Genomic DNA, 12,761 nt, shown 5'->3' on the forward strand with positions numbered 1-12,761 from the left:
TAATGGACCCTGTGCCTTTTCTGCTTGTCGATGATCTGGAGGAAAACCTCCTCTCCCTAGAAGCGCTCTTACGGCGTGACGACCTCCTTTTGCTGAAAGCACGCTCTGGTGACGAGGCGCTTGAGATATTGCTGCATAACGATGTTGCGTTGGCGCTGGTCGATGTCCAGATGCCGGGGCTTAACGGGTTCGATCTGGCCGAGCTGATGCGCGGCAATGAGCGCACCCGCCGGATCCCAATCATTTTCGTAACGGCTGGAAGCACCGACGCTCAGCGCCGGTTTCGTGGCTATGAAGCGGGTGCAGTCGACTTCATTCAGAAGCCGATCGAGCCGGATGTTTTGCGCAGTAAAGTCGATGTGTTTTATGAGCTCTATCGGCAACGCCAAAAGCTGGCAGCCCAGCGCGACGAACTCGCTCAACAGTCGCAGGCTCTCATAGAGGCCGCTGGCCACAAGGATATCCTCCTCAAAGAAATCAACCATCGCATCAAGAACCTGTTCAGCCTGACCGCGGGTCTCATATCCTTGAGCGCCAGGCCCGCCAAAAGCGTGGCGGAACTGGAGGCCGATTTACGCTCCCGGCTCCACGCGCTCTCACGCGCTCACGAATTGACGATGCCCGATCTTGCCAGCGACGCCAGTGGAGGGCAGATTGCGACGACCGTAACTGCTCTTTTGAGGGCAATCGTTGCACCACACGATCACGAATTAGCATCCCGAATCGAAATCACCGGAGCGGACGCGCCACTGACCGGTGCTGCACTAACCTCGCTTGCGCTTTTACTGCACGAGCTGACCACCAATGCGGCGAAATACGGGGCTCTCTGCGTGCCCGACGGGAAGCTCACCATCAACGTCACTGCTGAAGACGAGCATCTCGAAATACAGTGGACGGAGGCAGGAGTGCTCCGCGATCAAGGCGCACCCGATCGCGAAGGCTTTGGCTCCACCTTGGAAAAGGCAGCGCTACAAGGCTTAAACGGCAACATCGCACGGCAATGGACTAACGACGGCGTGTCTCTACGTGTAAGAATGCCGCTGCAAAGCCTTGTCAGGGCGTAGAGCGCACCTAGTCTGTCCTTATCGCTCAAATGACAGAGGGAAGAGGACCTGTCATTTAGATCGAATTTTTCGCCGACCAACGAGTGATCTCTTAGGTTTTCAACTGACTGGCTTGATTTAGCACGAGTTCCTCTAGATCATGCACGAACGCTAAAACAGTCTTCATCGATCAGAATGGAAAAGCACACCGAGGAACGCCTCGCCGCCATCGTAGAGTCGTCGTTCGACGCCATCGTCAGCCGCGACCTCTCAGGCATTATTGTCAGCTGGAATGGGGCCGCTGAGCGAATGTTCGGGTATACCGAACACGAAGCGATCGGTCAGTCCATTTTCCTCATTGTCCCAGCTGACAAACGTGAAGAGGAACTCGAAATCCAGCGCCGCCTCAAGCTCGGTGAACGGATTGAAACCTTCGAGACTTTTCGTCGTCACCAAAACGGAATGCGCATTCCGATTTCCATCACGATATCGCCCATCAAGAGCCAAAGTGGAGATCTCGTTGGCGCATCGAGTATAGCCAGAGATATTTCTCAAACGAAGGAAAGCGAACGGCGGCTTCAGCTGCTGATGCGAGAGATCAATCATCGCGTCAAAAATCAGTATGCGGTCATACTTTCGGTGATTAAGCAGACAGCGGCCCGATCAATTTCGGTCGGTGAGTTTGAAGCCAGGATTCGCGAGCGTATCATGGCCCTATCTCACTCCCATGATCTACTATCCCATGTGGATTGGGCCGGCGTCAGTCTTGCAGACCTCGTCGAGCATCAGATCAAACCGTTCACGAGTATCCGAACGGTCAAGGCCAGCGGACCTGAAATAGCGCTCGGCGCAAACGCCGTCCTCAATCTTGGAATGGCGCTGCACGAACTCATCATGAATTCCATACGGTTCGGCGCGACTGCAGACGGGGATGTTTCTGTTACATGGAGGGTCGTTCATGCAGGGAATGGCCACGATCAGATGTTCGAATTGACATGGTCGGAGCCCTCGCATGATCCCAACGATATTTTGGAGCAGGAAAACGGGTTTGGCTCCCTGGCGCTGCTGCGCATCGTGCCGTCAGCACTGTCGGCAGAGGCGACTTGGGCTGCAGACAGTAGCCAGATCGTATGGAACCTCTCCGCGCCCTTGGCACATATCAAAGTAAAGGCTGACTAAGGGGCGGAACAAAAGCCGATACCTTCTTGTTTTCTCGTTGGACTGAAAACAAAGGAGGAAACATCATGGACTGGAACCGTGTTGAAGGTAACTGGAAGCAGGCCAAGGGCAAGATCAAGGAACAGTGGGGCAAACTCACGGACGATGATCTCGATGTCATCAACGGCAAGCGCGACCAGCTCGAGGGTAAAATCCAGGAGCGGTACGGCTATGAAAAGGACCGCGCCACAAAGGACGTCGATGACTGGTATGGACGCCAAACCTGGTAATTCAGAGGACCCCGCTACGGCGGGGTTTTTCTTTTCAACCAATTGCTTAGCAAAGACGGAACTATTTCGGCGGCGTGGAGTTTCAGACCGCCACGGAACTCCGTGAGAACAATAAATAGCGAGGAAACACCCAATGAAAACGCTCATCGCCGCCACTCTCGCCCTCGGTACCATGACGTCTGCAGTCTACGCGCAGCAACCCGCAGCCCCGGCAGCGCAGCCCGCTGCGCCGGAGGCCGCTGCTTCGGGTGCCGACGCCACTATGGTTGGCCCGGGAATTACGATGGGCAAGGCGGCCACAATGCCGCTCAAGACTGTTGAGATCAAGGATACCGATCTCGTGACGTCGAAGCTTGTAGGGCTCAACATCTACAACAAGGAGAACGAGGAGATCGGCGAAATCTCCGACGTCGTCATCGGTGGCGGCAAGTCCGTAATCGGTATCGTTGCGAGCGTTGGCGGTTTTCTGGGTATCGGCGCAAGCTATGTCGTGATCGATCCGGCTTCGATGGCGCTGGCAGACGACAACGGCACCTGGAAGGCTTATGTCGATACGAACAAGGATAGCCTCTCGGCTGCTCCGAAGTTCGATTATGACAAGCTGAAAAAGTAATCAGTGCGCATCATGATCCGCGAGCCACGGATGTACTGGCGCGGGTCGATGGGACTTTGGTAAGGCCGGTGCGAGAGATCGCCCGGCCTTTCGCGCATCGTTCGGGTCACTCCACCTGCTTTGGCGAGTTCATCGCGGGTTGAGACGTTCGCAGATAACTAGCGCATCATAGGTGAATTGGGAGCCGTGTGAGCACCCGGTCGGTAGGATTGCGGGAAAAAGAGGGCCGCCGCGCAAATGGCGGCCCGTTGAAATCAGTTTAGCGTCTGCCACTGACTGCGGACGTCGTCGGCCGACTTTGAGAGGTGTACATGTTCATCCACGTGATCGACCCAGTCGAGCGGGATCAGGTGGTGCTTGCCATCCTCGGAGTCGGTCCTCGTCAACTTGATACGTGATGTGCCGTCCATATGATCGACCGTCCCGACATGCGCGCCGTCGGCGGCGATCACTTCCATATGCTCGCGTACTTGTTCTGCAGTAGCCATTGTTTCCTCCGGTTCTATTTGGGTGGCCGTCCAAAACATTAGGAGTCAAGGATTGTTCCTGACGAGGCGAGCGTCAGCTCGGCGGCGCAGCGGAATGATCGACTGATGCGCAAAAACGAAGAGGCATCTTGAATTTGTGCCGGATCCCATCACATCGCTCAGCGCTGTGAAGGAAGACTGGAATGCCATCATTTTTAGAAACCACGTTCGGGCCGGTCGAGTTGGAAATCATCGACATTGCGCTGCAGTCTTGGAGAACTCGGTTCGGCCTGACCAAAGACGATCCCGACGCAGTGATCGCCGCCGAAATCTGCCTCAATCTTTTCCGTGAGGGATACAATACCTTGCCTGACCTGGTTCAGGCCATGGATCGCCACAAGGCGCTAGCCGATATTGCTGCGGCCAACGACCTACCCAGAGCCCGCAGGCGAGCGAGCAGCTGATCAAGCGCCCATCATACTGTGAATTGTCTCGATGATCTGTTCCTCGCGGTAAGGCTTCGAGAAGAAGATGGTCTCGGCCGGAATGAGATCGCCCGGGTCGTCGACATGGCCAGACACGATAATGATCTTGATCGGTGGCCAGCGATCCCGGATGATGGCGGCAAGCCGCATCCCATCCACCCCGCGCGGCATGTCGACGTCGGTCATGACAACGCGGATATCGTTGCGGGCTTCGAGTATCTTGACAGCCTCTGTCGCGTCGGCTGCGGGTATAGCCTCGTATCCGGCCATCTCGATCAGATCGATAGCCGCGAGCCGCAGCAGTGGTTCATCCTCAACTACGAGAACAGCGGGTGGTGTCAGAGATTTAGGCATTGCGCTCATCATGACTGCCGCAGCTGGGAAACCAGCCCTCGCATTTCCACTTTCAACCCCGTGGGCTCGTAACTGATGTCGACGCCACCTGTTCCCATAAGGCCGAGACGGATGAGTTTCGAGCCGAAGCCCTTACCCGCAGGTGCGGCGACGGGCGGGCCATCACGCTCCTCCCAAACCAGGGCCAGCGTGTCCTCGCCGTTCCCTGCCTCTGTGCGCCACTTTATTGAGACGTAGCCCGATTCATTGGACCATGCCCCATACTTCAGTGCGTTCGTGCCGAGCTCATGCATCAGCAAGGCCAGTGACAATGCCGTTCTCGGGCCGAGCTCAAGATCGGGGCCGGCGATCTCATATCGCTCGGGCAGCGCCATCTGGTGAAGAACGGTGTCCATCACCTGGATCATGCGCGCCGATGTCCAATCCTGGCCTAGAAGCACCTCATGGGCTTTGGACAAGGCATGCAGTCGATTGGTGAAAGCTTCTACCGGCCCGCGGTCGGTGATTGGCCGCAGCGTTTGTGTCGCGATCGCCTGAACCATGGCCATGGTGTTTTTCAGGCGATGACTGATTTCGTGGTTGAGGACCTGCTGATCTTCCTCGGCGCGGATACGGGAGGCAGCTTCACGTGTCCGATCAGCAATCGTTCGTACGAAATCACGCTCCTCTGGCGTAAACTCATGCGGGTTGTCGTAGTGGACGAACATGACGCCGACAAAAACGCCGTGCTCGATAATCGGGATGTTGACCAACGTTGCGAGTGAGATCTGGCGGAAAAGATTAGCGGAGGCCGCCGTGCGAGGATCGATCGTGACATCCGGAATGATGATGTTGTCGCCGCGCTTCAGGTCATCGATGAAGCTGCCATAGTCCCGGAAATGATGGAGACCGGCAATCGGATCGATGCCAGGGGCACACCAGCCTGGCAACATCTGAACGGTCTCTGCCACGGCATCAACGACACCGTAGCCGGCGCGGGTGGCGCCCTCCAGATTGCGCACCATGATCTCGGATGCAGCAAAGGCGACGTCGGTTACTGTCTCCAGCTCCCTGATCCGGTCGCCGAATTCCAGGAATGCGAGCTGCCGGTCCTGAGCCTGCTTTTCCAATGTCGCATTCCGGGCAATCTTGATGTAGCCGCGAACGGAACCACTTTCAGTCACCAGCGGTCGGACAGTGCCGTCGAGATAGACACGCGTGCCGTCGGCGCGGATATGCCAACGTCGGTCAATTGCAACGCCGGTTTCCGCGGCGATGGCCAATTCAGAGTCGGGAATGCCGGCCGCCTGGTCTTCGGGCGTGAATATGTCGCGAAACGGGCGGCCGGTCATGTCGGCTTCGCTGCGTCCAAACGTTTCTTCAGCTCCGCCATACCAACTCGAAATCCGCCCATCGAGATCAAGCGTCAGGATGGCATAGTCCTTAGCGGCCTGGATGAGCAGGCGCAGCTGTTCTTCACTTCGCTGTAGGGATGCGACTGCAGACATGCGCTCGGTGATGTCGAGAAGCATGATAATGAATGTGTCTTCGCCCGTTGCCTGGATATAGCCATCGAACCACCGACCAAGAACGCCGACGGACCGGGTAAACCGTTTGGTCTCGCCGGTGGCAACCACCTCTTCAACATCCCTGACCCATTCATCTTCAACTCCTGGGATAACTTCGCGGATTGTCTTGCCGACTGTATTCTCCGAAGGAATGTTAATGTGGGCTCCCAAGGCTGGGTTCACCTCATCATAGCGCCAGTCAATTACCTTGCCAGTGTGATCGCGGATGACACTGCCGCGAATAATCCCTTCCTCAAGCTGCTGAAACAGATTGCTCCAGCGTCGATCCGACACGAGGGTCGCGATGTGATTGCTGGCGATCTTGGCGAACTGCGCGAGCAGGCCGAGTTCAGAGTGCGACCAGTCTCTCGGCTGTCCATCGATCGCCGCTATTGCCCCGATAATCGTGCCATCAGGGAGCGTGACCGGCACACCCATATAGGAGATGACCCCCAGGTCCCGGATAGCCAGGTTTTCGCGAACCCGCTCGTGCATGGTCGCATCACCGACGATGAACGGTTTCTTGTCGTCGACCACGTGCTGGCAGAACGAATGGGTCAAGGGGGTTTCGCCTCGCTCCGCCCATGGTGCGGGCAGGCCGACATGTGCCGCGAACACTTGCCTGTCTTCGTCGAGGATCGACACAATCGCAACGGGACAGCGTAGCGCTGTCTTCACTGTCTCAACGATGTCGTTAAATTCTGCTTGATGATGGGGCTCGAACAGCCCGGCGTTGCGGACGGCGCGAATGCGTTTGGACCTGTTCGGCAAGTGGATAAAAACCCCAGAATTAGCGGCGAATACGAAGATCGGGCAGAGATGACAGACCCGCTGTCTATTTACATGGGAAATACGCCCGAAAAGACAATCGTCCGGCAAATCTTCTGTTCACCCGAACTATTCGGCGCTCACGATTAACTTGAGGTCGACCGGATGTGTTCTCCATGAGCCGATCGGCACTCGGATCTTCTATCAGATACGCATGCCTTCGGAGCGCAATTCGCGTGGCTGGGCTCAACCAGTTGCCGAACTGATCGGCATGCCCTACTTGCACGCGCCAAGGAACGAAATGGCTGATCCGCCATTGTGGCACTTCTAAAGTAACTTCAGGACCATGGATGTCGGACAGGGACCAGCATCAGACAGACGCACGCGACGCAGGCGATAGGCTCGTATCCGGACATGTCAGCGAAGATCCATTCGCAGCAGCGTTCAAGGCAACGCGCATGCCCATGATCGTGACCGACCCCAATCAGCACGACAATCCGATCATTTTCTGCAATGCTGCATTCAGGAAGCTTACCGGCTATTCAGACGAAGAGGTCGTCGGCCGCAACTGTCGTCTTCTCCAGGGACCCAAGACGAATTCTGAAACTGTCACGAGGATCAGGCAGGCGGTTTCGAAAGGAGAGGATGTTGCTGTTGATATTCTCAACTATCGAAAGGATGGATCGACCTTCTGGAACGCCGTGTTCATCAGCCCGGTTCGGGATGACAACGGAAAAATCATTTACTTCTTTGCGTCGCAGCTCGATTTCACGAATGTCAAAAGCCGGGAAGCCGATCTTGCTGCCGCACGCCACAAAGCCGAAGAGGAAGTCGCAAAGCATACGGCAGAGCTGCGGGCTGGCCTGGCCGCCCGATCGCTGCTCGTCCACGAGGTCGACCACCGGGTCAAGAATAATCTTTTGACAATGGCATCCATCGTCAAAATGCAGGCGAGGGTGACGAAGGACAGCGGCCAGAAGCAGGCGCTGATGTCGGTCCTCAATCGGATCGAGGCCCTGAGCACCGTCCAGCGCAAGCTCTTCACCCTCGATGACGTCTCGAAATTCGATATATCTGAGTTCACGCAGGAGCTTGTGACCGACCTCGTGGGAGCTACTGGTCGCAAGGACATCCGACTGACGCTTGATCTGAAGCCGGTTCATGTTCCCGCAGTGAAGGCCACGCCTTTGTCTCTGATCGTCAACGAACTGGTCGGTGACGCTGTCCGTCGTGGACTTCACGACGGAGGTGGCGACATCCATGTGGTCGTCCATCGTACCAACGGCCATTTCCTCATCAGGGTTGAGGATACGTCGGAGCCAGTGGACGTCGATCCGGCAAGCGCGGAGCTTGGCAAGATGTTGCTCGATGCCTCGGCACAACAGCTCGGCGCTACGATCGAACGCAGAACCGAAAATAAACGGACGACGGTGGAGGTCACACTCCTCGTTGACGGGCATCAGGAGCATGCACATTGAAGGTCATGATAGTTGAAGACGAGATGCTTCTCGCCATGGAGCTTGAAAGCGAAGTCGAAATGGCTGGCCATCACGTGACCGCTCTCGCGATGAGCAGTGAACAGGCGCGCAGGGAATTGGAGGCGAACCGGCCGGATTTCGCCTTCGTCGATATTCACCTGATGGATGGGCCGACGGGCATTGACGTGGGACGCGCGCTTGCAGCGGCCGGCATTCCCTACGTGTTTGTTTCGGGCAACATCAAGAAAATCCCGGAGGATTTCGCAGGCGCATTGGGAGCGATTGAAAAACCCTACACAATGAACGGTATGAAGAACGCTCTAACTTACATTTCGGCGATCGTTGCCGGTGACGACAGTGTAGATCCGCCGGCAAGCCTCGTACTGGCCGAGGACGTCGGTGCATTAACTCTTCGTAGACGAGCCTAGACAGACACGCTGAGGGTTACAGGCGCTGGCGTAGCTCAGTAGCTCACCGAACGATATAAAGTATCGCCTTGCTTGTTAAGGGTTTCGATGTATGAGCCAGACCATCCTGCCACCTGCTGACGTGGGAAGGCTTCAACGGCGGCAGACAGACATCGCTTGTCCCCTCAGGGACGTCAAATGATGTCATTAGCTGCAGCCACGCGTGACATCATGCCCTTGCAATCGATCACTTCCTGGATCGCTCCCATAATTGCCTCGAACAGACCGGTCGCTGCAGCCTCGTCCGGCTCGACGAAATCTCCGACGAACAGAATAACGTTGTCTACTGTCAGAGGCATTCCCGCAAAAGAACACTTCAAGATTGCCTGGTTGGCGATCGCGGTCGCACTGATGCGTTCGAAGAGGCGCACGCTTTCCGTAGCCGAAAGTCCTGGGAGCAAGAGTTTTCCAATCGAGAGATAAGGTTGCGTCCCTATACTGCAGCAACGTGAGAATGAGTATGCCGTATATTAGAAAATAGGCATGCGCGTGTGTCATAGCGGCACGGAAGTGACTTCCTTTCGTCTTTCCAGCCGCTTTGGCTAAGGAGAAATGAAACAGAAACGGCTGCGCTGCGCTTATGAGATAGCTATAATTGAAGAGTACGGCCGGGATTACTAATTCTCTTTGTCCCAGACAGCCGGGGAACTTTCGGCCGGGTTGTCGGGTATCTCGCGCGCTTCCCATTCGGTGCTCGCTTGCTCCAAAAGCCTGAGGTCCTGTCCGTCAGGTCGCCCGGCTTGTTCCCACAGCTCATAGGCGCGCTTCGTGATCCATTCGTCTCTCTGTTCCGGCATGTGATCCTCCCGATCGACGTGGTCCAGAAACACTCTAGTTCCTCGTTTCACAAAGCTGATTGGCTTGAACCAAGTTCCGATCTAGCGCCAGCGCGTGAGGCCGTAGAGTTTGGTGCCTGAATTGCCTTGGGATTGGTTTCAATCTTTCGTGCGAGTGGCCGTGGAGGTTTATCGATCCTTTCCCCATCTGGTTCCAAGTCCGGAAGGCGTAGTGAGACAAAATAAGATGGTGTCCGGCTTCACGGAGTTCTGCATAATGCTGGACGCTAGCCCAGCCATATGAGCCGGTCGTCTCCTCCGGATCGTTGTTGCCCATGATCAGATGTTTGCGCCCGTTCAATTTGGCGAGGAGATCGGCGCAGGGTCCGGCCCTGACCGACATGAAATCTCCATGATGCCAAATGTCGTCATCCTCTCCCACAATATCGTTCCAGTCAGAGATGAGTGCCGCGTCGTGCGCGGCCATGTCGGAAAACGGGCGCCGGTCAATGCGCAGGACACGCGGATCGCTGAAATGCGTGTCTCCCGTGAAGTAGATCATGGCGGTCTATCCGAAGGATCGGACCGCTGCATATCCGCAGGCGCTTGCCGCTGCCGTCAAGACCGTGCCCCAAGCAAGATCGACAAGGGTCAGAGTGATCGGCCACCCTTTGAGCGTCGATAGGTTCGTCACGTCATAGGTGCCGTAGGCTGCCAGACCTAGAACCGCGCCGTAGCCGACTGCCATCCAGATCGAACCGGAATCCAAGGCAGGTCTAACAGCGAGAATGACAATCGCTGCGGCGAAGAATAGGTAAAAGACCGCGGCGACTGCAAAATTCGGAGATGGAAGCATCGTGTCGCCGAGCTGATTTCGGTAGAAGTTATTGGCGACAAGCCCGAGCCAGATGGCATCGACCAGAAGGAATGAGATGAGCGTGCCGGCGCAGGCGATGCCGAAAATCTTCACGGAGCTGGCGTCCTCAGATGGATCTCTGTAAATCGGGAACCCCGTCGTGTTGGGACCTGTTCCGATAGAGACCGGATCAACCCTGAGAGGTTCCTTGATAGGACCCCGTAGATCGAAACACTTTTGATGGGCTCGACGCGTTCCGGAGCAATCGATCCAAACGGTAAACCATTGGGCTCTATGGCCCGATGCTCTTTCGCCGGCTAATGTCGGCGGAGGTCGAACTGCCTGCGGGCTTCGTTGGCCGCTGCTTCGAAGGCGATACGCGCTTCATCGACGGTCCTGTGACCCGCAATCGCGCCGCGGCAGGCACTGCGGGCGCGGACGAAATCAAGCCCTTGCTGGGCCGGCCAGTTCTCAGTCATGTGCGCGAGTGCCTCAAAAGGACCGCTTACCTTGAGTGAGCCCGACGGGGAGGTGAGCTCGACAGGTTCATTCCATCGTGCGTTTGGACCAGACATGTGTTGAACTCCCTATAGATTCGCCGCAAGAAACGTCGCACTACCGGGTAAGTTCCCGTCACCGCGCGAATATTAGGCAAATGATATAAAAGAGAGCAATTACGCCATGCTCGCCGCCAGCACGTTCAGTGGCGCCGGTCAACTGACGGCTCGCCAATATCAAAATTGCCATTACTCAGCGCGTCGTAACTATTGACGCCTGCTCCTGCTCCACGAGTGCCGAAGCCAGTCAATTCGACCAGAATTTGTCGGGCGTGCTCGACGACGACGTCTTCGCTCGTGACTGCGTCGTCATTGACCTTCACCGAAACAGCTTCACCATCGTCGCCGATGAAGTCGACAACCCAGTTGCCGGCACCTTCGTGAACTACGCGTGTGTGTACAAGGTTCATCGCACCCTCCTGTCTGTGAACGGAACTATGACAAAGTCGCTTCTGTTCCGGGCCGAGCAGGGAATCGAGCGACGTTTCGTGATGTCTCGCGGTCGGGAAACAGAGGGACAGTCAGATGTCCGACATCACCCCGCACTGCAGCGTTTGCTCTTCCCAAGGCGGCCGACTAGCGACCAAATATTCGGTCCAGAAGCTCCGCGTGAGAGCAGGAACATCCTCGTTCAGTCGGCTGGGTCGACGATCGCCAGCGCGTGAGACCTGGCGGCCGAAATACTCGCGTCTTAACAGGCCGAAAGGGCAAGTACTTAGCCAGAACCGTAAGTGTCCGCCGACATTGACGCATAGCTCATTTTGAAGAGTTCGATCTGCCGCTAGTTTCTCTAGGGTCGTAGTTCAAATCGAAATCCTTTTCTTTCTTTTGCCCCGGCGGCGTCCGATTGACGGTCGCGTCTTCTGAACCCGTTACGACCGTCGGCTTCGCACTGTGGACGCCAGTCGCGTGAGGATCTGCCTGCGAAGGCGCGTATTGGCCCTTCGCATCATCCTGTGGCTTTGCCATTTGCTTTCTCCTTTGGTTAAGTTCTCCGCAGATCAAATGATCGGCTTGCCGCCCGTGACTGCGATCGTTGCTCCCGACACGTAGCTCGACAGCGGATCGGCCAGCATGACGTAGGCGGTTGCGAGTTCGGCGGGTTGGCCGGGGCGCTGCATTGGTACCTGCTTGCCGAAATTCTTGAGATTCTTATCGGGCATTGTGGATGGAATGAGCGGCGTCCAGATCGGTCCAGGTGCGACCGAATTGGCTCTAATGCCCTTCTCGGCGAGCATCTGAGCAAGACCTGCTGTGAAATTTTGGATGGCGCCCTTCGTTGTGGCATATGCGAGCAGATGTGGGCTTGGACTGTCTGCATTGATCGAGGTGGTATTGATGATGGAGCTGCCCGGTTTCATGTGCGGCACGGCGGCCTTCGTCAGGTAGAACATTGCATGGATATTGGTGCGGAACGTCACTTCCCACTCTTCGTCTGAAATATCCCCTATATCGCTGAAGCTCGCCTGGTGAGCGGCATTGTTGACAAGGATATCTATCCCGCCAAGCTGCGAGACCGCTGTGTCGATGATCTCGTTGCAGTGCGGGGCGTACTGAATGTCGCCGGGCAGCAAGATCGCCTTGCGGCCAGCCTTTTCGACCCAGGATTTTGTTTCCTCAGCATCCTCGTCTTCATCCAAGTATGAAATCAGGATATCGGCACCCTCGCGGGCGAAGGCAATTGCAACGGCACGCCCGATGCCACTGTCACCTCCGGTAATCACGGCCTTCTTTCCTGACAGACGGCCGGAGCCTCGATAGCTCTCCTCGCCATGATCGGGCAGAGGGGACATCGCTTCCGTCGTCCCGGGCATATCCTGGCGTGGTGTGTCGAATGGCGGTGTCGGATAGTTGGTCATTTTCACTCCTTGACCCAAAGGAAATGAGGAGAGCGGACGCCTG

At 56.4% G+C, this 12,761-nt stretch carries 18 protein-coding genes; 7 read left to right on the plus strand and 11 right to left on the minus strand.

The window, feature by feature from the left end; translation table 11 throughout:
* The first annotated feature begins 2 nt into the window (after window positions 1–2).
* The 4 genes from NCHU2750_RS26400 to NCHU2750_RS26415 all read left to right on the plus strand — a co-directional run bounded on the left by NCHU2750_RS26400 (window position 3) and on the right by NCHU2750_RS26415 (window position 3,104).
* On the plus strand, window positions 3–1,064 hold the full coding sequence (locus NCHU2750_RS26400) for a response regulator (protein ID WP_119944790.1): 1,062 nt from the start codon (window positions 3–5) through the stop codon (window positions 1,062–1,064).
* Window positions 1,065–1,238: 174 nt separating this feature from the next.
* A complete protein-coding gene (locus NCHU2750_RS26405; RefSeq protein WP_119944791.1) occupies window positions 1,239–2,222 on the plus strand; it encodes a sensor histidine kinase in 984 nt (327 codons plus the stop codon).
* A gap of 65 nt (window positions 2,223–2,287) precedes the next feature.
* On the plus strand, window positions 2,288–2,491 hold the full coding sequence (locus NCHU2750_RS26410) for a CsbD family protein (protein WP_119944792.1): 204 nt from the start codon (window positions 2,288–2,290) through the stop codon (window positions 2,489–2,491).
* A gap of 133 nt (window positions 2,492–2,624) precedes the next feature.
* Entirely contained in the window at window positions 2,625–3,104 is a 480-nt protein-coding gene (locus tag NCHU2750_RS26415; RefSeq protein ID WP_119944793.1) for a PRC-barrel domain-containing protein, read from the plus strand.
* Between the two features lie 254 nt (window positions 3,105–3,358).
* Here NCHU2750_RS26415 and NCHU2750_RS26420 read toward each other — a convergent pair whose 3' ends face one another.
* Window positions 3,359–3,592, minus strand: a complete 234-nt coding sequence (locus NCHU2750_RS26420; protein ID WP_119944794.1) for a DUF2171 domain-containing protein — start codon at window positions 3,590–3,592, stop codon at window positions 3,359–3,361.
* 182 nt (window positions 3,593–3,774) lie between these two features.
* Between NCHU2750_RS26420 and NCHU2750_RS26425 the strand changes: the two genes are divergently transcribed.
* A complete protein-coding gene (locus NCHU2750_RS26425) occupies window positions 3,775–4,035 on the plus strand; it encodes a hypothetical protein (protein ID WP_119944795.1) in 261 nt (86 codons plus the stop codon).
* Here NCHU2750_RS26425 and NCHU2750_RS26430 read toward each other — a convergent pair whose 3' ends face one another.
* On the minus strand, window positions 4,036–4,410 hold the full coding sequence (locus NCHU2750_RS26430; RefSeq protein ID WP_119945067.1) for a response regulator: 375 nt from the start codon (window positions 4,408–4,410) through the stop codon (window positions 4,036–4,038).
* Between the two features lie 8 nt (window positions 4,411–4,418).
* Complete coding sequence (locus NCHU2750_RS26435; protein WP_245480542.1) at window positions 4,419–6,836, minus strand: GAF domain-containing protein; 2,418 nt, start codon at window positions 6,834–6,836, stop codon at window positions 4,419–4,421.
* Between the two features lie 239 nt (window positions 6,837–7,075).
* Here NCHU2750_RS26435 and NCHU2750_RS26440 point away from each other — a divergent pair, with 239 nt between their 5' ends.
* Window positions 7,076–8,203, plus strand: coding sequence for a PAS domain-containing protein (locus tag NCHU2750_RS26440; protein WP_119944797.1), 1,128 nt, complete (start codon window positions 7,076–7,078; stop codon window positions 8,201–8,203).
* Window positions 8,200–8,631, plus strand: a complete 432-nt coding sequence (locus NCHU2750_RS26445) for a response regulator (protein ID WP_119944798.1) — start codon at window positions 8,200–8,202, stop codon at window positions 8,629–8,631. Before NCHU2750_RS26440 ends, NCHU2750_RS26445 begins: the two co-directional genes overlap by 4 nt.
* A gap of 173 nt (window positions 8,632–8,804) precedes the next feature.
* Here NCHU2750_RS26445 and NCHU2750_RS26450 read toward each other — a convergent pair whose 3' ends face one another.
* The 8 genes from NCHU2750_RS26450 to NCHU2750_RS26485 all read right to left on the minus strand — a co-directional run bounded on the left by NCHU2750_RS26450 (window position 8,805) and on the right by NCHU2750_RS26485 (window position 12,718).
* The gene (locus NCHU2750_RS26450) at window positions 8,805–9,041 is read right to left on the minus strand and encodes a hypothetical protein (RefSeq protein ID WP_162939812.1); all 237 of its coding nucleotides are present in this window, start codon (window positions 9,039–9,041) and stop codon (window positions 8,805–8,807) included.
* 246 nt (window positions 9,042–9,287) lie between these two features.
* Entirely contained in the window at window positions 9,288–9,467 is a 180-nt protein-coding gene (locus NCHU2750_RS26455; protein ID WP_162939813.1) for a DUF2934 domain-containing protein, read from the minus strand.
* 34 nt (window positions 9,468–9,501) lie between these two features.
* On the minus strand, window positions 9,502–10,008 hold the full coding sequence (locus NCHU2750_RS26460) for a hydrolase (protein ID WP_245480543.1): 507 nt from the start codon (window positions 10,006–10,008) through the stop codon (window positions 9,502–9,504).
* Window positions 10,009–10,014: 6 nt separating this feature from the next.
* Complete coding sequence (locus NCHU2750_RS26465) at window positions 10,015–10,416, minus strand: DUF2177 family protein (protein WP_119944801.1); 402 nt, start codon at window positions 10,414–10,416, stop codon at window positions 10,015–10,017.
* Between the two features lie 203 nt (window positions 10,417–10,619).
* Window positions 10,620–10,877 carry a DUF982 domain-containing protein gene (locus NCHU2750_RS26470; protein WP_119944802.1) on the minus strand — a complete coding sequence of 86 codons (258 nt, stop codon included), beginning with the start codon at window positions 10,875–10,877 and terminating at the stop codon, window positions 10,620–10,622.
* A gap of 125 nt (window positions 10,878–11,002) precedes the next feature.
* Window positions 11,003–11,269 (minus strand): hypothetical protein, encoded by a 267-nt coding sequence (locus NCHU2750_RS26475; RefSeq protein WP_119944803.1) that lies wholly within the window; start codon window positions 11,267–11,269, stop codon window positions 11,003–11,005.
* 346 nt (window positions 11,270–11,615) lie between these two features.
* The gene (locus tag NCHU2750_RS26480) at window positions 11,616–11,828 is read right to left on the minus strand and encodes a hypothetical protein (protein WP_119944804.1); all 213 of its coding nucleotides are present in this window, start codon (window positions 11,826–11,828) and stop codon (window positions 11,616–11,618) included.
* A 32-nt stretch (window positions 11,829–11,860) separates the two neighbouring features.
* Window positions 11,861–12,718: an SDR family oxidoreductase gene (locus tag NCHU2750_RS26485; protein ID WP_119944805.1), complete on the minus strand. Its 858-nt coding sequence runs from the start codon at window positions 12,716–12,718 to the stop codon at window positions 11,861–11,863.
* Window positions 12,719–12,761: the final 43 nt, after the last annotated feature.

Source organism: Neorhizobium sp. NCHU2750, assembly GCF_003597675.1.
In the GTDB taxonomy this organism is placed as follows: domain Bacteria; phylum Pseudomonadota; class Alphaproteobacteria; order Rhizobiales; family Rhizobiaceae; genus Neorhizobium.